The organism is Streptomyces sp. NPDC048825 (assembly GCF_043198355.1).
Lineage (GTDB): Bacteria > Actinomycetota > Actinomycetes > Streptomycetales > Streptomycetaceae > Streptomyces > Streptomyces xiangluensis.
Map to the genome: position 1 here is coordinate 270,662 of NZ_JBICUR010000009.1, position 19,213 is coordinate 289,874.

20 protein-coding genes are annotated in these 19,213 nt (G+C 68.5%); 4 read left to right on the forward strand and 16 right to left on the reverse strand.

Annotated features, from left to right (window positions below; all coding sequences use genetic code 11):
- Positions 1-14: 14 nt before the first annotated feature.
- The 10 genes from ACGFNK_RS23190 to ACGFNK_RS23235 form a co-directional block, all read right to left on the reverse strand.
- Positions 15-1,304 carry a Rieske 2Fe-2S domain-containing protein gene (locus ACGFNK_RS23190; protein WP_393418680.1) on the reverse strand — a complete coding sequence of 430 codons (1,290 nt, stop codon included), beginning with the start codon at positions 1,302-1,304 and terminating at the stop codon, positions 15-17.
- A 220-nt stretch (positions 1,305-1,524) separates the two neighbouring features.
- Positions 1,525-2,973 (reverse strand): aldehyde dehydrogenase family protein, encoded by a 1,449-nt coding sequence (locus ACGFNK_RS23195; RefSeq protein WP_393418682.1) that lies wholly within the window; start codon positions 2,971-2,973, stop codon positions 1,525-1,527.
- A gap of 320 nt (positions 2,974-3,293) precedes the next feature.
- On the reverse strand, positions 3,294-4,166 hold the full coding sequence (locus tag ACGFNK_RS23200) for an oxidoreductase (protein WP_393418684.1): 873 nt from the start codon (positions 4,164-4,166) through the stop codon (positions 3,294-3,296).
- Positions 4,167-4,292: 126 nt separating this feature from the next.
- Positions 4,293-5,051 carry an IclR family transcriptional regulator gene (locus ACGFNK_RS23205; RefSeq protein WP_393418686.1) on the reverse strand — a complete coding sequence of 253 codons (759 nt, stop codon included), beginning with the start codon at positions 5,049-5,051 and terminating at the stop codon, positions 4,293-4,295.
- A gap of 18 nt (positions 5,052-5,069) precedes the next feature.
- Positions 5,070-5,318: a hypothetical protein gene (locus ACGFNK_RS23210; RefSeq protein ID WP_393418688.1), complete on the reverse strand. Its 249-nt coding sequence runs from the start codon at positions 5,316-5,318 to the stop codon at positions 5,070-5,072.
- Between the two features lie 197 nt (positions 5,319-5,515).
- Positions 5,516-6,706, reverse strand: a complete 1,191-nt coding sequence (locus ACGFNK_RS23215) for a cytochrome P450 (protein WP_393418690.1) — start codon at positions 6,704-6,706, stop codon at positions 5,516-5,518.
- Positions 6,707-6,716: 10 nt separating this feature from the next.
- Positions 6,717-7,859 (reverse strand): NAD(P)/FAD-dependent oxidoreductase, encoded by a 1,143-nt coding sequence (locus ACGFNK_RS23220; RefSeq protein ID WP_393418692.1) that lies wholly within the window; start codon positions 7,857-7,859, stop codon positions 6,717-6,719.
- On the reverse strand, positions 7,856-8,050 hold the full coding sequence (locus ACGFNK_RS23225; RefSeq protein WP_393418694.1) for a ferredoxin: 195 nt from the start codon (positions 8,048-8,050) through the stop codon (positions 7,856-7,858). Before ACGFNK_RS23225 ends, ACGFNK_RS23220 begins: the two co-directional genes overlap by 4 nt.
- Before the next feature lie 506 nt (positions 8,051-8,556).
- Positions 8,557-8,751, reverse strand: a complete 195-nt coding sequence (locus ACGFNK_RS23230; RefSeq protein WP_393418696.1) for an iron-containing alcohol dehydrogenase — start codon at positions 8,749-8,751, stop codon at positions 8,557-8,559.
- The gene (locus tag ACGFNK_RS23235; protein ID WP_393418864.1) at positions 8,670-8,900 is read right to left on the reverse strand and encodes an iron-containing alcohol dehydrogenase; all 231 of its coding nucleotides are present in this window, start codon (positions 8,898-8,900) and stop codon (positions 8,670-8,672) included. Before ACGFNK_RS23235 ends, ACGFNK_RS23230 begins: the two co-directional genes overlap by 82 nt.
- Before the next feature lie 903 nt (positions 8,901-9,803).
- Between ACGFNK_RS23235 and ACGFNK_RS23240 the strand changes: the two genes are divergently transcribed.
- The 3 genes from ACGFNK_RS23240 to ACGFNK_RS23250 all read left to right on the forward strand — a co-directional run bounded on the left by ACGFNK_RS23240 (position 9,804) and on the right by ACGFNK_RS23250 (position 12,461).
- Positions 9,804-10,226: a heme-binding protein gene (locus tag ACGFNK_RS23240; RefSeq protein ID WP_393418698.1), complete on the forward strand. Its 423-nt coding sequence runs from the start codon at positions 9,804-9,806 to the stop codon at positions 10,224-10,226.
- Between the two features lie 200 nt (positions 10,227-10,426).
- The gene (locus ACGFNK_RS23245; RefSeq protein WP_393418700.1) at positions 10,427-11,560 is read left to right on the forward strand and encodes an alpha-hydroxy acid oxidase; all 1,134 of its coding nucleotides are present in this window, start codon (positions 10,427-10,429) and stop codon (positions 11,558-11,560) included.
- A 139-nt stretch (positions 11,561-11,699) separates the two neighbouring features.
- The gene (locus ACGFNK_RS23250) at positions 11,700-12,461 is read left to right on the forward strand and encodes a dienelactone hydrolase family protein (protein WP_393418702.1); all 762 of its coding nucleotides are present in this window, start codon (positions 11,700-11,702) and stop codon (positions 12,459-12,461) included.
- A 90-nt stretch (positions 12,462-12,551) separates the two neighbouring features.
- On the opposite strand, the gene ACGFNK_RS23255 is transcribed toward ACGFNK_RS23250, so the two are convergent.
- The 5 genes from ACGFNK_RS23255 to ACGFNK_RS23275 all read right to left on the reverse strand — a co-directional run bounded on the left by ACGFNK_RS23255 (position 12,552) and on the right by ACGFNK_RS23275 (position 17,187).
- Positions 12,552-13,745, reverse strand: a complete 1,194-nt coding sequence (locus tag ACGFNK_RS23255) for a cytochrome P450 (protein ID WP_393418704.1) — start codon at positions 13,743-13,745, stop codon at positions 12,552-12,554.
- 119 nt (positions 13,746-13,864) lie between these two features.
- Complete coding sequence (locus tag ACGFNK_RS23260; RefSeq protein WP_393418706.1) at positions 13,865-14,671, reverse strand: SDR family NAD(P)-dependent oxidoreductase; 807 nt, start codon at positions 14,669-14,671, stop codon at positions 13,865-13,867.
- 86 nt (positions 14,672-14,757) lie between these two features.
- On the reverse strand, positions 14,758-15,621 hold the full coding sequence (locus tag ACGFNK_RS23265) for a fumarylacetoacetate hydrolase family protein (protein WP_393418708.1): 864 nt from the start codon (positions 15,619-15,621) through the stop codon (positions 14,758-14,760).
- On the reverse strand, positions 15,618-16,490 hold the full coding sequence (locus ACGFNK_RS23270) for a fumarylacetoacetate hydrolase family protein (protein WP_393418710.1): 873 nt from the start codon (positions 16,488-16,490) through the stop codon (positions 15,618-15,620). Before ACGFNK_RS23270 ends, ACGFNK_RS23265 begins: the two co-directional genes overlap by 4 nt.
- 82 nt (positions 16,491-16,572) lie before the next feature.
- Positions 16,573-17,187 (reverse strand): carboxymuconolactone decarboxylase family protein, encoded by a 615-nt coding sequence (locus ACGFNK_RS23275; RefSeq protein WP_393418712.1) that lies wholly within the window; start codon positions 17,185-17,187, stop codon positions 16,573-16,575.
- A gap of 119 nt (positions 17,188-17,306) precedes the next feature.
- On the opposite strand from ACGFNK_RS23275, the gene ACGFNK_RS23280 reads away from it, so the two are divergent.
- Complete coding sequence (locus tag ACGFNK_RS23280; protein WP_393418866.1) at positions 17,307-18,128, forward strand: IclR family transcriptional regulator; 822 nt, start codon at positions 17,307-17,309, stop codon at positions 18,126-18,128.
- 46 nt (positions 18,129-18,174) lie between these two features.
- Here the strand turns inward: ACGFNK_RS23280 and ACGFNK_RS23285 are convergent, their stop codons facing one another.
- Positions 18,175-18,930, reverse strand: a complete 756-nt coding sequence (locus tag ACGFNK_RS23285) for an SDR family NAD(P)-dependent oxidoreductase (protein ID WP_393418714.1) — start codon at positions 18,928-18,930, stop codon at positions 18,175-18,177.
- Positions 18,931-19,213 lie beyond the last annotated feature (283 nt).

Sequence of the window (19,213 nt, forward strand, 5' to 3'; positions counted from 1 at the left end):
GGCCGCGTCCTTCCTCAGGCTTCGGCCGCGGGCGCTGTCGCCGCGGTCTGTGCCGTACCCGTGGAGAGGGTGTAGATGCCGGCGTCGACGTGGCGTGGAGGGCTGTCGAGGGTGCTCACGCCCAGTGGGTCGCGGCCGGCCTCGACGTCGGCGGCCATGGATTTGAGCATGCGGCGGAGCATCACCACGCCGCGGTCGGTGGTTGCCAGGGTCTCCTCGGAGTGCATCGGGATCGCTCCCTGCGAGGCCTGTGCCTCACCGTCACCGGGGAACCGCTGCCGCTCCTCCTCGGCCAGCTCCCAGGGGTCCTTGCCGTTCTGCTTGAGGCCGAAGGCGAAGCGGATCACGCGCTCGGGGTCACTGGAACGGATGGAGAAGAACACCCGGTGGTGGGTGTCGTCCATCGGGACGACCCACAGCATCTGGTCGGGCCCCTGGTCCGTGGCCAGGCTCACGTAGTCCGGCAGCCCGAAGGCGTTCGGCAGGTGGAGTTCCGCACGGAAGCTCCGTAGGGCGTCGCCGCCTGCCGCCTTGTCCCGGATGAGATGGTCGTACTTGGCTCCGAACTCCGTCCTGGTGTACGTGATGTTGTCCTGGACGGCCTCCGGATCGAAGAAGGCCTCGGGCAGTCCGGTGGTGGTGTCCGACCCCATGACCTGGTTGCCGCTGTGGTTGGAGTGCAGCCAGCACACATGCGACGGGTCCAGCGCATTCTCGTACATGTTCAGCCAGCTGAAGTCCGACACCAGGCCGGTCGGCGGCAGCCCGGGAATCGGCCATGCAGCGTAGTACTGCTCGCCCTCTCCCAGGGGTTCCAGGGCGTCGTAGCGAGGGAGGGCGGGCTTGCGCTCAGGCGGTCCCATGTAGACGAACACCAGACCGTACCGCTCCTCGACCGGATACCAGGGCTGCCGCGCGACCTCGCGACGCCGGCCACGGTCCGGTTCCAGGATCTGCTCCAGGCAGTGACCCTGCACGTCGAACTTCCAGCCGTGGTAGCAGCAGCGGATGCCGTCCTCCTCGACACGGGCGTAGTAGAGGCTGCTGCCGCGGTGGGCGCACCGTTCGAAGACGGCGCCGGGGCGGCCCTGGCCGTCGCGGAAGACGACCAGGTTCTCGCCCAGGATCCGCGTGCGGTGCGGCGTGTCGGAGGTGAGCTGTGCCGACACGGCGATGGGCTGCCAGTACCGCCGCAGTACCTCGCCCATCGGTGTGCCCGGGCCGACCTCGGCCAGCCGCGCGTCGTACGACGGTGTCTCGCGGCCGTAGCCGGTACCGGTGTCCACAGTGCTGGTTTCTGCCATGTCGATCTCCTCGACGTTGAGGGGGTGATGAAATTCCCGGCTGAATGTCGTCGCCGTCGCTTCGCGAGGGCCAAGACGAGCAGTCCTCCGGCGAGTGGGAGGTGCCTCATGCAATCCGCCCGCCGGCGCGCACGTCGGCGGGCGGAGCCCGGAGTCTGAGCAGCGCCGATAGCAGACTGCGACTGGTGTCGTGATTGGCTCCACAATCCGCCGTGACCGTTCACTTCAGCCGACGGATGGCGTGTTCCTCGGCGTAAGCGGACAGCCCGGTGGTGCTCCACTCCCGGCCGATCCCGCTTTGCTTGACACCGCCGAACGGCATGCGCAGATCCAACGACTCGAACGAGTGGGTGTTGATGAACGTACTGCCGGCCTCGATACGGCGGGCCATCGCGAGCCCACGGTCCGGGTCCGTGGTCCACACCGACGAACAGAGCCCGTATTCACTGTCGTTGGCCCAGGAGACCACCTGCTCCTCGTCGTCGTAGGCGATCAGCGGGACTACGGGGCCGAACTGCTCCTCACACGACACCGGAGCGGAGTGATCGACGTCGCGAACCACGTGAGGTAGCAGGTAGTAGCCGTTGTCCCAGGAGGACGGGTCGAGCTTCCGGCCCAGTTCCACCAGGGTCGCCGAGGAGCTGCGGGTACGGTCCAGCAGGCCGAGTACCTTCTTGAACTGCGCTTCGTTGTTGAGCGGACCGAAGGATGCCTGCGGGTCCAGGCCGTGGCCGACGGCGTACTCGTTGACCCGGTCGCACAGCGCGTCGGCGAACCGCCGGTACCTGCCGCGCGGCACGTAGATGCGCTTGACGGCGAAACAGATCTGGCCGCTTCGGGTGTAGACGCCTTTGAGTATCCGGTCGAGGACGGCGTCGGTGTCGGCGTCGTCCAGGACGATCGCCGGGTCGTTGCCGCCCAGTTCCAAGGTGACGTTCTTGAGCGTTGAGGCGGTGGCCTCGACGACCTTCCGGCCCGTGGTGGTGCCGCCGGTGAACACCACCTTCCGCACCAGCGGGTGGCTGCACAGCGCGGCCCCGACATCGCCCTCCCCGTGGACCACGTTGAGCACGCCGGGCGGCAGAGTGTCCGCGATCTTGTGCAGGACCAACGTCAGGGCGGCCGGGGCGAACGGCGACGGCTTGAGCACGAGCGTGTTGCCGGTGGCCAGTGCGGGCCCGAGCTTCATCATCGTCAGGACCACGGGCATGTTCCACGGCACGATCGCCGCCGTGACGCCCCGGGGGACCTTCTCCACGCTGATGAAGCTCTGCTCGTCGTCGAACTGGACGGGACGGAGGAATTCCTCCGCCAGGCTCACGGTGTACTGGAGGCTCCCGGCGCCCAGGGCGAAGTCGGTCTGCGCCTCCCCGAGCACACCGCCGTGCTCGCGCACGAGCAACGGGGCGAGTTCGTCGGCGCTGCCCGCGACGAGTTCCGCGGCGGCCAGCAGTTTCTGGACACGCTCGGCGACGGGCGTGTCACGCCAGCCGGGGAAGGCCGCGTGCGCGGCGCGGACCGCACGGTCCACGTCCTCCGCCGTGCCGACGGCCACTTGGGCGACGACCTCGTCGAGTCGCCCCGGATCGTACGCGTTCCGGAGATGGGGGGCCGATATCTGTCCGCCGATCAGATGCCCGATCTGCGGCACGGTGGTCTGGCTCGTCACGTGGGAGCCCCTTTCGGTGTGGAACGGCGCTGTTCGTCACACTGCCGACCTGGCCACACGCGTATCGATGTGGACGGCCGGCGACCGCCGTAGAAGCGCGAGTCTCCCGATGCTGAAGACGGGCCTGGGGCTGTGTCAAAGCGTGTTTTTGATGAACGGAATGTGCTGTTTCCGACCTGATGCCGCAGGTCGGAAACTCACGGGAGACTGCCCGCCACTGCGGCCGGCAGCCGATCTCGACGAGGAGACGCCAGCTGCTGCACAAGTGACTCGTCCGCCTCACCACATAGGACACGCTTTTGTTCATCGGCGGATGAGGGCTAAGCACTCACGACGAAGCTCGTGTCGGTCAGTTCCTCGGACAGCGCCCAGAGGCGCTTCGCCGCCGCCGGATCGCTCGCGGCCGCGGTAGGGCTGACCAGGGTTGGGCCGCCACGCATCCCCGAGATGCCGTCCGGCCCGACGTAACTCGCACCGGGAAGATCCTGGGTCGCGGCGAAGAGCGTCGGCAGGGCACCGGCCTCGGCATCCTGCGCGACCACTCGGACGAACATGCGCAGCACCGGTTTTGGGGTGCGCAGCAGATTTGTCGCCGCGAGGCCGGGATGCGCGGCGAGCGCACGCACAGGTGATCCGATCTCGCTGAGCCGTCGCTGCAGCTCAAGCGTGAAGAGCAGGTTTGCCAGCTTGGACTGGCCGTATGCCTGCCGGGCGTTGTAGGCGCCGATGAGGTCCGGGTTGTCGAAGTTGATTCCGCTCACCCACCGGTGCGCAGCGGCGGAGACCGTCACGACGCGGTCGGTGATATGCGGCAGCAGCAGATTGGTGAGCGCGAAGTGGCCGAGGTGGTTGGTGCCGAAATGCGTCTCGAAGCCGTCCTTGGTGCGCCCCTCCGGCGCCATCATCACGCCCGCATTGTTGATCAGCAGGTCCAGATCACCGTCCCAGGAGGTGGCGAACTGACGCACCGATGAAAGGTCGGCGAGGTCGAGGTGGCGGACCTCGTGGCTACCAGGGACCGTGGCCGCGGCCTGTCTGCCCTTGTCGAGGTCGCGCACGGCGAGCACCACGTGCGCACCGGCCTTGCCCAGCGCCTGGGCTGTAGGGATGCCCAGGCCGCTGTTCGCGCCGGTGACGACTGCGGTGCGCCCGGTCAGGTCGGGCATCTGGCTGATGTTCCAGGTGCTTTTCATAGGGTCAATGCCGCGGTACAGCGCCTGATCCGGCGACTAGTCCTTGTCACGGAGCCACTTTTGACCGGCCTCGCCGACTGACGCCAGCGAGCCTTTCGGTCATCGAAATCCAGACCTCGAGGAGCGTCAGGCGTTGGCGGGAAGGCGCCGTGAGATGGCATCCGCAGCTCTGCGCACCTCGGGTGCCAGCCGGTCCACCTGCTCCGCTTCCGGTGCCAGAACGCCGAGCGCCGCGACGAACCGGCCCTCGGCGTCGAAGACGGGCGCGGCGACCGAAGTCGTTCCGACCGTCAGCTCACCCCGCGAGTAACCGACCTGCGCATCCCGCACCCCGGCCAGCTCGGCTGCCAGTCGGCCGGGACCGGCGATGGTCCGTGCCGTGTACCGGCGCAGCGACGTGCACTGCAGGACGGCGCAGACGTCCGGGTCGTCCGAGTAGGCCAGGATCACCTTTCCCACGCCGGTCGCATGCAGCGGGAGGCTGCCGGCCACCTCCGCCACATTCGAGACCGCCCGGGGCCCGGCGACCTTCTCGACGCACACGGCCTCATGATGGCCGGCGACGGCCAAGTGAACGACCGTGCGGGTATGGCCCGCCAGCGACTGCATGACCGGGCGTGCCGCGTGGCGGAGGCCACGCTGTCGCGGTGCGGCGGAGCCCAGTTCCCACAGCCCGATCCCGATCTGGAGGCTACCGTCGTCGTTCCGCTCCAGGGCGCCCTCGGCTATCAGCTCCCGTGACAGTCGGTAGGCGGTCGCCACCGGGATCCCCGACCGGCGTGAGATTTCGGTGAGCGTCATCGGGGCGGTGCTGCGCCGGCAGGCGTGCAGAATCGCGAAGACACGGCTGGTGCTGCTGCGGCCCGGCTCATTCGAGGTTGGCATGATTCCCCCGACGCCGTCTCAGAGGACCACTCGAAGGTTGAGGCGCCGATGATCGGCCTTGCGGGGCGCAGGCGCGACGAAGACGCGGATGCGCCTCTCAGGACCGCCAGGGTTGCCCCAGCCGACAGTGACCTCGGTACCAGGCTCGGCGTACTGGACGTCGATCGGGCACAGCGCGGGCATCCGCCGGAAGCAGTAGCTGTACTTGCGCGATGTCGTGAAGTGCTCGTCCGACTGCGGCCGTGTGCTGTGAAGATCGAAGGCCACGGGTTCTCCCTCTCTCGGATCGCCAGGAAGAGGCAGGCCAGGGGGCGAGATCCGGGCGAAGGCCCCGCGCCGACGATGGGGGTGCCTCCGGCGGGCGTGGTGGGTGGGTTGGTGGGGGTGGGTCCAGCTCCAGGGGGAGCGCCAGGGATGAGCAGGTGGCGAGCCGGGGCGCGAGCATCGAAGCGCCGCGGTGAGTCTCAGAGCACGACGTCGAGCCGAGCCGGGCGGCGGACCATGACCAGGCCAGGAGCGGGCTCACGGCGATAGCCGGGAGCGAGCCGCAGTTCGGGGAAGCGCTCCAGCAGCTGCTCCAGGACGACGCGGGACTGCAACCGGGCCAGTGGTGCGCCGAGGCAGGTGTGGATGCCGTAGCCGAAGGCCATGGGAGTAGCCTGCCCCGCCGGGCGGTCGAGTGAGTAGTCCGCGGCGTCGGCGCCCCAGGCCCGATCGTCCCAGTTGGCCGACTGGAGGCTGGCGGCCAGGCGGTCGCCGGGTTCGACGGGGCAGCCGGAGATCTCCCGCTCCTGCGTCACGGTGCGCAACACGTACTGCAGGGGCGCGTCGTGGCGCAGTGACTCCTCGATCGCCGTGGGGATGAGGGACCGGTCGGCGAGCAGCCGTTCCCAGTGGCTGCGGTCTGCCAGTAGTTCGTGGAGGAGGTTGGTGATCAGACTGGCAGTCGTGTCCGTGGCGGCCACGATCAGCTGGAAGGCGTGCATGACGGCTTCGGCCGGCGTGAGCGGCGGCTGGCCGTCAGCGGGGTGCGCGAGACCGTCCAGGACGCCCTCTCCGGTGACCGGGGCGGCAGCCCGGGCGGCGAACTGCTCTCCGAGATAGCGGCAGAGTGCCACGAACTCCGGCATGTCGATCGGCACTATTGGGACGACGTCGTCGATTGCGTCGGCCCACTGGTGCAGGCGGTCCCAGTCCTCCTCCGGCAGACCGAGGAAGGCATACACCACCCGGGTCGGTACCTGACGGGCCAGGTCGTGATAGATCTCGGCCTTCTGGCCCGGCTGCCACGCGTCGAGGACATCGGTGACGATGTCGCGGACGCGTGGTTCCTGCTTGCGGATCACGGCGGGAGCGAACCAGCGCCTGAGACGAGCGCGCAGTGCCGTGTGGTCGGGCGGGTCCAACATAGTGATCGGTGCCGCCGGCAGGTCGGCTGTCTTGGCACCGCCTTCCAGGGCGAAGTTGTCGACGGACGAGTACACCTCATGGGCGGTGAGGACGTCCCGTACGTCGTCGTGGCGGGTGAGGAAGTGCACGCCGGGGCGCGGCTGGGACACCGGGCAGCGGTCGCGGGCCTCGGCGAGCCGGGCCGCTGGATCGGCGTTGTGGGCGGGGTCGAGCGGATCGTAGGGGGCGAGGTGCGGGAGAGTCATGGTCACGTCCTCACATATGGGTTGTCGTACGGGCGGGGGCTGGGATCGGCGCTCCGGCTCCGAGGCCCTTGAGTTTGATGACGGGGAGGCGGTGATTGACCGCGACGGCTGTGGCCGTGCCCCCGTCGTGCCGCCATCTCAGCAGCGCACTGCGGTCGTCCACCGAGCCGGCGAGGACTTCGGGGGGTCCGGTGAGGGGGAGTTCGCCGCTGATCTTGATGTCGAGTCCGGACTGCTCGGTCCAGAAATACGGGTCGGGCCGGTAGGGCCGCGCCGACTCCCCGTGCAGCATGCTCGCCGCGGCCGCCCTTCCCTGCTCGACCGCGTTGGTCCAGTGCGGAGTTCGGCGTCCCTGCCGGGACACGACGTCCCCGGCGGCGACCACGCCCGGAGCGACGCGGCAGCACGTGTCGGCGACGAGGCCGCCGCCGGCGTCCAGGGTCAGGCCCGAGTCCTTCAGCCAGCCGGTGTTCGGCACGTCTCCGACCGCGCACACGATCACGTCGGCCTCCACGACCGACTCGCCACAGCGCACGCGGTGTTCGCCCAGGACGTCGACGCCGTCCGGCTCGACCCGGACCCGTATGCCGTGATCCCGCGTGGCCGCGACGGCGAGACCGGCCAGCCATGGCCCGAGCAGCCTGAGCAGCGGCGGGACGAGGTCGATGACGGTGACCTCCAGGCCCAGGGCGCGGCAGGTCGTGGCGATCTCCATGCCGAGGAAGCCACCGCCCAGCACGATCGCGCTGCGGGCGTCGGCAAGCCGGGAAGCGAGGGCCGATGCGTCATCCAGGGTGCGCACCACCAGATCGCCGCCGCCGGTCAGGCGACGGGCTCGGGCCCCAGTGGCGACGACCAGCCCGTCGTACGGGACTTGCGTGCCGTCGGTCAACGTCACCGCACGCCCGCGGACGTCCAGTTGTACGGCCCGCGCCCCGGTACGGAACTCGATGTCCTCGCCCGGCGGGGGAAGCAGAGCCGACTCCACGGACTCCCGGCCTGCCAGCACGCCTTTTGAGAGTGGAACGCGCGAGTAGGGCGGATGAGGCTCCTGGGAGAGCACGGTCACCTGGCCGTCGTAGCCCTCGGTACGCAGGCTCTGCGCCGCCGTGACCGCGGCGATGGACCCACCGACCACGACGATCCGCTTCACGGCTGCACCTTCAACGCCGCGACGGGACATACCCGAACGGCGGCCGCGACGACACTTTCGTACTCCCCGTCCACCTCGTCACGCGTCAGGTGCAACTCGCCCTCGTCGTCGAGCCGGAACACCGCGGGCGCAGTCTGTTCGCACAGGCCGTGGCCCTCGCAGCGCTCGAAGTCGACCACGATCCGGGTCATCTCACTGTCCTTCCATGCGTACGGTGACGGGATGTGAAGCGGTGGCGGTCCCACCGCCGCGCTGGTTCGAGGCCTGCCGGCCTCCGCCGACGAACGGCGGCTGAGGGGAGCTGGGGCGCGACGCCGCCCGCCGTACGAGCTGCCGACGCGGTTCGGTGGATCTCGGACATGCGAGGGTTCTCCGCGCAGGAGTCGGGCGAAGAACCGCTCGATCAGACAGGAGATGAGGGCGACGTCCCTGACTCAGGGAAGCCTTCATGACGTTGCATTTCGTCGGGCGGCACCGTGGATTTTCCGGCCTCGGCGGCCACTCGGCCTCTGCTGAAAAGGCAACGTAGCACCCAGATGTCGCTTTGATTAATACCTTCGACAAAAGTTTGTCAGAGCGGCTTGGTGTGGGTCGGCGGCTCGAAAGATCGAATGTGGCTGGGTTCCGAAACGGCGGCGCAATCCATGGCTGCCCCGCCCGAAACGGCCCTGGTGACATGAACTCAGCGCAGTTCGGATCACCGGCAGATCTTGTGGTGCAGGCCCCAGCCGGCTGAGGAGAACGCCACGGACGGCAGGTACGCGCCGTACAGGAATTCTTCGCGGCCCTCGGGCGCGCTGGGGTTGGCCGTCACGGTGGGCATTCCGGCCGCGAGCGCGCGGATGCCCTCGCCTGCCAGTGCCTGTCCACCGGGTCGGTGCTCGGCCCCCATAGGGAGTCCACGCAGTGGGCTAGTGCGCTGAGTCCCGAGGCGACGTTCATGGCCACCGGCAGCGACAGGGTGAGTGTCGCGTCGTAGACGATCGTGCTGGGCGGAACCCGCGGGTCGGCTGCAGTGGGTTTTGCGTGCCCTTCGGTCAGTCCTCAGACGCTGGTGGCTTCCGAACCCGCTTAGGTCGTGGGGACGGTGATGACGGGGATGCCGGTGGTCAGGGCGATCGCCTTTGCCAGGCCGGTCGTTGAGGCTCCGTCGACGCCGACAAGGAGGTCCACGTCGTGGGTGGCTGCGGCGGCGCGGGCCCGTCAGCCGAGGCGAGGTGATCGTGCATCACCACCTCGCCGTGGCGGAGTGCGACGGGCAGCTCCGCAGTGACCTTCTCGGCCAGGTCGGCCTCGGTCGCGGCCGCGATCACAATCACCTGGCAGCCGGCCAGTCATTCCGTCGCGGCGCGTACCGTCGCCGGCGCGTCACCGGGCGCGAAACACGCGCGCTGGGCCAGAGTTCCTGCTCGAACCGCACGGGAGCCTTCTCCTTCTGTCGCGGGAGGACGATCTCGAACCGCTCACGCGACCAGGGCTGCTGGGCCAGGTCGCGCCCGTCGGAGGCGGGGTGCCGGCCGGCTGCCGGCGGAACCGCTTGACGAGCGACGGTGCCGCTCCTCGACCGTCGCCCGCGGGACCATCGACAGTAACCGTAGCGTCCTGACAAATTTTTGTCAGGGCTGTTCAGCGAGGCGAGTCGCGGTGCTACGTTGTTCGAGTCGCGGAGGTGGGGCGGTCGATGATGCCCCCTCTGACGGCGCCGAGCCCTCGGTGCGTCTTCCTCCGAGAGACCGTGACGACTGAGGAACGTCGCCCTGGGCGGGATCACAGTCGCCGATAGAAGCCAGCCGGGCGGCGCATGGATGTCCCGGCCACCTCCGGCCGCCCAACGACAACAACAACGCCGCTGTCATCACCGGTGTCGAATGGCGTGCGGCCTGACCATTTTTCAGCTGACAGAACCGGTCGTGAAACCGGTAACACGCATGGAAAGGCAACGACATGAGGGAACCACTGAGCTACGAGATCGCCCGCCGAGCCACCGAGGCGGCCCTCGACGCAGCGCGCGCCGAGGGAGAGCGCATCAGCGTCACTGTGGTCAACCGCAGCGGTATCACGAAGGTCGTGCTCGCTGACGACGGCGCCGGGCCGATCGCGGTCTCGACGTCGCGCCTGAAGGCTTACACGGCCGCGGTCATGGGGATAACGACCGGCGAATTCGCCGAGGTGGCCGCGAGCCCGGTCATGGCAGCGAATCCGGTACATCTGGTCGATCCTCAGCTGCACCCGGTGCCGGGGGGATTCCCGATCATCACGGGCGACGGCGAAGTCATCGGCGGCCTGGGAGTGGGCGGGGCCCATGGGGGTGTGGACGCCCGCATCGCGGGGGCGGCGCTGAAGAGCATCGCGGACCTGCTGACTTGAGGGCCAACCGTAGGCAGAAACAAAGGGTGATCGAGAACGTCCTCGTGACCATGTCCTGAGCACTCGATGTGCCCAGGACATGGCGACAGAAGGGATGAACGGCATTGACCGCCAAAGTGCAGCGTCGGCTGCCACGCCCAGCTGAGCTTCGTGAGTTGTTGCGCCCCGCTCCGATCCAACTCAACGGCACGGAGCGACGGTTGGCGCGAGCGGCTTCCATCGCCGACCTTCGCGCTCTGGCACGACGACGGGCGCCCAGGGCGGTCTTCGACTTCGCCGACGGAGGGGCCGGGGTGGGGGAGCTCGCTCTGCACCGAGCTCGTGAGACCTTCCGGCGCCTCGAGTTCCATCCGTCGGCGCTCCGCGACGTCTCCCATGTGAGTACGGAAACGGTGATCCTCGGCAAGCCGTCCGCCCAGCCTTTCGCGTTCGCGCCCACCGGCCTTACGCGCATGATGCACACCGGAGGGGAACGAGCCGTCGTCGCCGTCGCCGAGCAGGCCGGGATTCCCTACGCCCTCTCCACGATGGGCAGTACCACGATCGAGGACACCGCGACGGCCGGCCCTCAGGCGCGGAAGTGGTTCCAGCTGTTTCTGTGGCGTGATCGGAGCTCGGCCAAGGAGCTGGTCGACCGTGCGGCCGCGGCCGGGTACGACACGTTGATCCTCACCGTGGACACCCCGGTCGCCGGGACTCGGCTGCGCGACGTACGCAACGGGCTCACCGTGCCGCAGCAGCTCACGTTGCGCACCTTCGTCAACGGAGCCCTTCACCCCCGCTACTGGTTCGACCTGCTGACCACCGAGCCCCTCACCTTCGCCAACCTGGCAACCTCCGAGGGCACGATTGCCGACCAGATCGACCGCGTCTTCGATCCCGCGATCACGGTGGCCGACCTCGAATGGCTCCGCGGCCACTGGCAGGGCAGTCTCGTGGTCAAGGGCATCCAGTCGGTGTCTGATGCCCAGCGAGTGGTCGACGCCGGCGCGGACGGCATCGTGCTCTCCAGCCACGGGGGGCGGCAGTTGGACCGGGCCCCCGTACCCGTCGAGTTGGTCCCGGCCGTGCGCGAGAGACTGGACGGGCAGGCGGAAATCCTGGTCGACACCGGTATGACGACCGGTGCTGACGTCGTGGCCGCCCTGGCGATGGGTGCCAACGCCGCGCTGGTGGGTCGTGCCTTCCTCTACGGCTTGATGGCCGGCGGTCAGCGTGGGGTCGCTCGTGCCACGGAGATCCTGTCGCGTGAGGTCGTCCAGACCATGGCACTGCTCGGGGTCAACAGCGTCACCGAACTACGCCCGGAGCACGTCTCGATCCGCTTGCCCTGACCATCGGGCGAGCGCGCCAGGCGCATGGGGAGGCCGATCGAGCCGCCTGCGCCGCAGACGGGGCGGCCGCCTTCGGGCCCTGAGTACGACCCACTGACTGACAACTGTTCACCAAGCTCGGCAAGAGAGTAGCGAGAGTATGGCCAACGAGATCAGTACCCCCATCGCCCCCAGCGCCGCTGACGTCCCGTGTGCTGGTGAGGACGTCACCGTGGCCGGGCTGAACGCGTATCTGTCCCGCCCGCGGGAGGCCTCCACAGGCGGAATGTTGCTGTTGCCGTCGATCACCGGGATCTCGCCGCAGTTGCGCGAGTTCGCCGACGGTCTGGCCGCCGCTGGAGTCAACGCGCTGTCCTGGGACATCTGGCGCGGTCGGCCCGGCAGCGATGGCCCATCACAGATGGAGACCCAGTTTCAGTGGGCGTCGGAGCTGGATGACGAGTCAAGCCTGACCGAAATGGGCCAGCTGCTCGACCACATGTTTGGCGAGCTGGGTTGCCGACGGGTCGGTGTGATCGGCTGGTGCATAGGCGGCCGGTTCGCGCTGCTGCTCGGTGGACGGGAAAGCCGGATGGCGAATGTGGTCGCCTATCACCCCACCGTGCGAGACACCCCGGCACCGAACCACACCCTGGATGCCACGGAGTTCACCACCCGGATCGCCGCGCCTGCCATGATCCTCTATCCAGGCGCGGACGAGGTCGTGTCGGTGGAGAGCTTTCATCGGCTGCAGGCCGCTCTGCACTCGCGGACCACCGGGCCGAGCATCGCGCATGTCTACCCCGGAGCCGGGCACGGCTTCACCGCCCGCGCACAGCACCACAACCCGATCAACAAGGCGGCCACCGACCTGTCCTGGCCCCAGGTCATCGCGTTCATCCGGGCGACCACCCTCGTCTGACAGGACATCCACCATCGCCGATGACCGATGCCCCCTTCCGCGGATCCGCGGAAGGGGGCATCGACGTAGCAGGCGCTTCCCCGACCACTGCTACCTGAGTGCTCCCGTGGTCACGGTGACCGGGAGGCTTTCCAGACCCCGGATGACGTTGTTGAGGTGCCGCCGTGGCGGGCCGGCCAGGTGGATCTCCTCTACATGATCCAGCAGCGCCGACAGGATTGCGTTGCCCTCCACCCGCGCCAGTCCCTGACCGGCACAGGCGTGCACGCCGGAGCCGAACCCGACGTGGTCCATCGGCGCCCGGCCCACGTCGAACCTGTCCGGCTCCGGCCACTTGCGCGGATCCCGGTTGGCCGAGCCGAACAACATCGCCACCTGAGCCTGCGGCGGGATCGTGACGCCGTCGATCTCGACCGGTCGCGTCGTGCGGCGGAAGAACACCTGCACCGGTGATTCAAAACGCACGACCTCCTCGAAAGCGGAACGGAGCAACGTCCGGTCGGAGCGCAGGGCCACCCACGCGGTCGGGTGCTCGGCGAACAACCACAGCGCACTGCTGATGGCGTTGATCGTCGTGTCCATGCTCGCGACCAGGTAGGCGCGCAACAGCCGTCCCACCTGATGCTCCTCGATCACGCCCCGGTCGGCCGCCCGATACAACGCCTCGCCCCAGCCACCTGGCGCAAGGCTGTCGCGGTTCATCATCGAGATGAGCTCCTCGAGCAGCCGGTCGGAGACCTGCACCGACGCCGTCGTCCGCTCGTTGAGGGGGCCGAAGGTGTTGAAGAACGCGTCGGCGAATACGAGCACCTCGTCCCGCGCGCGCAGGGGCATCCCGATCAGATCCGCCACCACCGTCAGCGGGAACACTCGCGCGAGATCACTCACGACGTCGAATGAACCGCGGGCCACCACGGACTCGACCAGCTCAGTCGCACGCCGGCCGATGTCGTCTTTCAGGCTCGCCAACGCACGCGGTGCCAGGCTCTCCGACAGCACCGCGCGCAGCACCTCGTGCTCCGGCGGGTCCGTCGCCAGCACACCACCCCGGCGGCGTTCGTTCAGCGACGGCTCGTAGCCCACGCTGTCCACGGAGGAGAACCGTTCGTGGTCGCGCAGCGCCGCCCGTACGTGCTCGTACCGGGGCAGGGCCCAGCAGTCGTAGCGCTCCAGGTACACGGCGGCGCCCGTCTCCCGCAACACCGCGTAGGCGGCGTAGGGATCGGTCAGGACATCGTCGGCGAAGATGTCCACATCGGATACCGGAGCAGCGGCCGTAGTCATCCTTGACTCCCGTCATTCATCGCGGTCAACCGCATCCGTCCGTGTTTGCACTTCATTCGTCTCCCACTGAGTCGTGGTGAGGTCATGCGCCGGGCCGGCTTCCGGGGCCGGTGCTCTCCTCAGGCGCCGATCATGTTGAAGCCGCCGTCGGCGTTGAGGTAGGCGCCGGTCATGTGGGCGGCGTCGTCGGTGGCGAGGAAGAGGGCGGTGCCCGCGAGTTCGGCCGGGCCGGGGATGCGGCCCATCGGGGTCTTGGCGATCATGTCTTCGCGGCGGCCGGACTTCCAGTCTTCCCGGCCCAGGAGTGTCTCGGTCTCGATGAAGCCGGGTGCGAAGGTGTTGACCCGTACGAAAGGGGCGAAGGCCTGGGCGTAGGACTTGGTGATGCCGAGGATGCCGTACTTCGCGGCGGCGTACTGCGGGGCTCGCGCGCTGCCGCGCACGATGACGGTGGAGCCGATGTTGACGATCGATCCGTGGCCCTGGTCCAGCATCCGGGAGCCGAACTCGTGCGTGCAGAGCATGGTTCCCTTGATGTCCACGGCGAGTACGTGGTCGATGGACTCCTCGGTGAGGTCCCGCCAGGACATCTGGTCGCCCGCCACGTCACCGACGTTGTTGACCAGCACGTCGAGGCCGCCGAACTGGAAGAAGACCTCCTCGGCCATGCGTATGACGTCGGCGTGGACGGCGATGTCGGCCTGCACGGTGAACGCCTCGCTGCCCACTTCCTTGATGCGGGCGACGGTCTTCTCGGCTCCGGCGGCGGAGCTGCGGTAGTGGACCGCGACACGGGCGCCCTCCTGGGCGGCGCGGACGGCGATCTCGGCGCCGTAGCCGGTGCCGGCGCCGGTGACCAGGACGGTTCGGCCTTCGAAGCGGCGGGGAATCTGCGCGTTGTGCGGGGTGGGAATGCGCTCGGACATGGAGGTCCTTGTCTGCGATGGTCGGACGCCGTCGGACGCGGGTTCCGGGGCGGGGTGACGAGACAGTCGGCGGGCTGTCCCGGCTGTCAGCTCCCAGGCGGCCGCTGGGCGCGGCCGGTGAAGTGCTGGCGGATCTCGCCGATGCCCTCGATGCGGCTGACGAGTTCGTCGCCATCGGTGAGGTAGCGCGGCGGGTTCATGCGATTGCCGACGCCCGCCGGGGTGCCCGTGAAGACCAGGTCACCGGGGAAGAGCGGCAGCACGGCCGAGAGCCGGGCGATCAGCTCAGGCACCGGGAAGATCATGGACTTGGTGCGGTCCTGCTGGACGATCTCGCCGTTCAGCAGTCCGGTGATCTCCAGGTCGTCGGGGTCGTCGAGTTCGTCGGGGGTGACCAGGACGGGGCCGATGGGGCCGAAGCCGGGGAAGGACTTGCCCAAACTGAACTGGGCTGGTTTTCCCTGAAGTTGGGTGACGCGTTCGGAGAGGTCCTGACCCACGGCCAGGGCGGCCACCGCCTTCCAGGCGCGGTCCTCGCTCACCCGGTACGTCTCGCGCCCGATCACCGCGACGAGTTCGACCTCCCAGTCGACCTTGCCCCGGGGGAGGACGACGCTGGTGTGCGGGCCGGTGACGCAGGCCGGGAACTTGGTGAAGACGAGCGGTTCCTCGGGTGGACTGAAGCCGGCTTCCGCGGCGTGCGGCGGGTAGTTGAGGGCTATGGCGAACACCTGGCGGGGGCGGGGCACCGGCGCGCCGAGCGCGGCGGGGTCGACCGGGATGTCGTACGCATCCTCGGGCAGCCCGGCCGCCCAGTCGCGTAGGCGTGGCCAGTCCTCCAGCAGTGCCATCGGGTCGGTGGGCAGTCTGCCCTGCGAAGCCCAGCGGACGTTGGCTGCCCGGTCGCCGCTGACCACGACGGTGTGGCCGTCGAGGACGCCGAGCCTCACCAGTCCACCCTCTCGGGTACGGGGGTCCCGTGCCCCTCCTGCCAGCTGACTATGGGCGTGCGCAGGACGCCGAGGCGCTCGACCTCGGCCTCGACGACATCGCCGGGCTTGAGATACATGTCCGGGTCGCCGCTGAAGCCCGCGACTCCCTGGACGGTTCCGGTGGTGACCAGGTCGCCCGCGCTGTAGCCCTGCGGGGAGTGGTAGGCGACCAGGTGCGGGATGGAGACCGACATGCGGTTGGTGTTGGACTTCTGCCGGACCACGCCGTTGACGCGCAGTTCCATGTCGAGGTTCTGCGGATCGGGGATCTCGTCGGCGGTGACGATGTAGGGGCCGATGGGGCAGAAGGTGTCGATGGCCTTGCAGAAGGAGAAGACCCCGGACTCCATCTCGCGGCGCTGGATGTCGCGGGCGGTGATGTCGTTGAAGACGACGTAGCCGGCGATGTGACCGGGCGCGTCGTCCACTCCGAAGAACTTGCCCGGCCTGCCGAGGACAACGGCGATCTCCAGCTCGTAGTCCAGCTCGCTGGTCAGGTGCTCCGGGTAGATGACCGGCTCGTCGGGGCCGACGATCGCGTCGACGTTCTGGAAGAAGACGATGCCCTTGTGCATGGGGTGCGACCAGTCGACGTGCTTCGACTCGTCCTCGTGCTCACGGAAGTTGCCGGATGTATGGAAGAACTTCTTCGGCACGATCGGCGCGCGCAGCTTCACGTCGTCCAGCAGCAGCCGCTCACCGCTCTCCAGGACCTTGCCGTCGCGCTCGAAGTACTCACGGGTGCTGGGGACTTCGAGTGGCAGCACGAGCCGTTCCTCGAGTTCCAGCCTGCCGACCCGCCCGTCGTCGAAGGTGATCAGCTTCACGATGTTCTGCTTTCTTTCGAAGAGTGAAAGCGACGTTCACTGTGTGAACTTGAGTTGAGTATTGAAGGGCCCGCTTGGACTGTCAAGGCGTCGCCAGGGGTCGAGGTCCGCGGTCGTCAGAACTGGATGCGCTGCCCTCGCCCAGAAAAACGCGCAGTTGGAGGGCGAGCATCGAGTAGTAACCGACCAGCGTCGTCAGCTCGAACACGCCTCGCTCTCCGACCGCGGCCACGGCGTCGGCGTACTCGTCGTCGTTCAATGTGCCGTGCCGCAGCAACGCTGTCGTCGCCCACAGGGCAGCTTGCTCGGGCGGCTCGGTGAGCTCCGGCACCCGGCCGGCCCGCAGTGCGGCCATCTCCGATTCGGCCAGGCCGCCGCTGGTGCGGCCGACGGCTTCGTGAGCTTCCCGCTCGAAGGCGCTGTCCCAGTGGGCCGCGACGGCGAGGATCGCCATTTCACGCACGCGATCGCTCAGCGAGGAGCTGTAGCGCACAGCCGTGCCGAGGGCCTGCGTCGCCAGACCCACCGGGGGGCTCAGCAGCATGGCGTTGAAGGGGCCGCGCAGCCGCCCCTCCTGGTCGGTCAGTGGGAAGGCCTGCGGCCCCAAGGCGCGGGTGCCGCCGGTGACGGCCCGGTAGACCTCGGCCTGCTCCTCGTCCAGTTCACCGGGCAACAGCCCGCCCAGTCGCACTCCCATTTCGTCCTCCTTGTCGTCGCCCCATGGCGGGTGGTGTGATGCTGACTTCCATACAATGAAAGTGACCGTGTTCCGTCGTAGTGCTCACCGTGCCCAGCAGACAGAAAGCGAGACCCTTGGTGCCGCCGCGTGAAAAGCCGACCAGCCCCCTGCCCGCCGACGGCTCCGCGGCGTCCAAACGCAGCTACCAGGTCGAGGCCCTGGCCAAAGGGTTGCGGTTGCTCGGGCAGTTCTCCGAACAGCGGTCGTCGATGAAGCTGACAGACATGGCCGCCGGGGCCGGCGTGCCGTTGCCGACCGCATTCCGGATGGCCGCCACCCTGGTGACCGAGGGGTTCCTGGAGCAGCTGCCGGACGGCGCCTACCGTCCGGCCCCCAAAGTCCTCACGCTGGGATTCGCGGCATTGCGCGGCATGGACGTGGTGGAACTCGCCGACGGGCCGCTGCGCCGGCTCGCCGCGGCGACGGGCCAGACGGTCAATCTGGGTACCCTGTCCGGCGACCAGGTGCTGTACCTGATCCGGCTGCGCAACAACGACCTGGTGACCGCGAACATCCAGGTGGGCTCGCGGCTTCCGGCAGTCGGCACGTCCATCGGGAAGGTGCTGCTGAGCAGCCTGGACGATGCCGAGCTGAAGCAGCGCCTGACGGAAGAGTCCTTCGCCGGCGCGACCGGCCCGAACGCGATCCGGTCGCCGGCAGAGCTGCGGCCGGCGCTGGCCGAGATCCGCAAGCGGGGCTGGGCGGTGCAGGACGAGGAGCTCGCCTACGGGCTGCGCTCGGTGGCCGCGCCCGTGCGCGACGCGTCCGGCTCGGTGGTGGCCGCGGCCAACGTGGCGGTACCCGCGATGGGGTACCCCGTCACCCGCCTGCTCGACGAACTGCGCCCGCGCCTGCTGAACGTATGTCAGGAGATCACGCGGCTGCTCGGCGGAAGTTGACGGATGAGGCGGCCTGCGGTGCCGTCCTGTCCGGCCGGCTCTCGACTCAGACGAGTGTGCGGCCGCCGTCCACATACAGCACCTGCCCCGTGATGAATGACGCCTGCGCCGAGGCGAGGAACAGCACCGCGCCGACCACGTCCTGGGGGGTGCCCAGACGCCCGGCCGGGACCAGGCTGACCATCTCCTCGCGCATCCCCGGCCTGTCCAGGTACTCGCGAGTCAGTTCGGTCTCCGTGTAGCCAGGGCCAACCGCGTTGACCGTCACGCCGTCAGCGGCCCACTCGCGGGCCATCACCTTCACCAACTGGTCCAGTCCGCCCTTGGTCGCCGCGTACGGGGCATGGTGCGGATGGGCGAGCCGGGAGGAGACCGAGGAGAAGAACACCATGCTCCCGCGCCCTGCCTGGCGCATCAGACGTCCCACGGCGCGCCCGGCGTAGAACGCGCTCGACAGGTTCAGCGTGACGATCCGCTCCCACACCTCGTCCGGTGTGTCGACCACCGCCCGGCGGTCGTTGGTTCCCACCGCGTGTACCAGCACGTCCAGCCCGCCGATTTCATCTGCCGCCGCCCGGACGGCTTCCTCGCACCCCACCGAGGTCGTGACATCGGCCGGAATCACGCGCACATCGGCGTCGGCGAGCGCCGGATCGGCTTGCAGAGCCTTGAGCTTCGCCTCGTCCACGTCCACGACGGCCAGGTGCGCCCCGGCCTCCGCGAGCCCCCGGGCGCAGGCGGCACCCAGGCCGCCTGCCCCCATGATGAGCGCCCGGCGGCCCTCGAGTCCCAGCCAGCCCATGGCACACTCCTTTCATTGACTTTCGTGTAATAAAAGTCACTTTCAGAACATGACGATAAGCCGTGCAGTGACGCGATGTCCATCACGCCTGCCGTGCTCGACACTTGACCTCCACCAGGTTGGAGTGCTTTCGTTCGCCGACAGTGAAAAAAGTGACTTTCACGTAATGAAACTCAATGAGATTGCGTGGAGAGGCGGCCTACTCCTGCAAGCCGCTCGCCGAGGCGGTTGCGTCGAGCGCTCGGTGGATCTCCTGCGCACCCTGCCAAGCCCGTGACGGCCG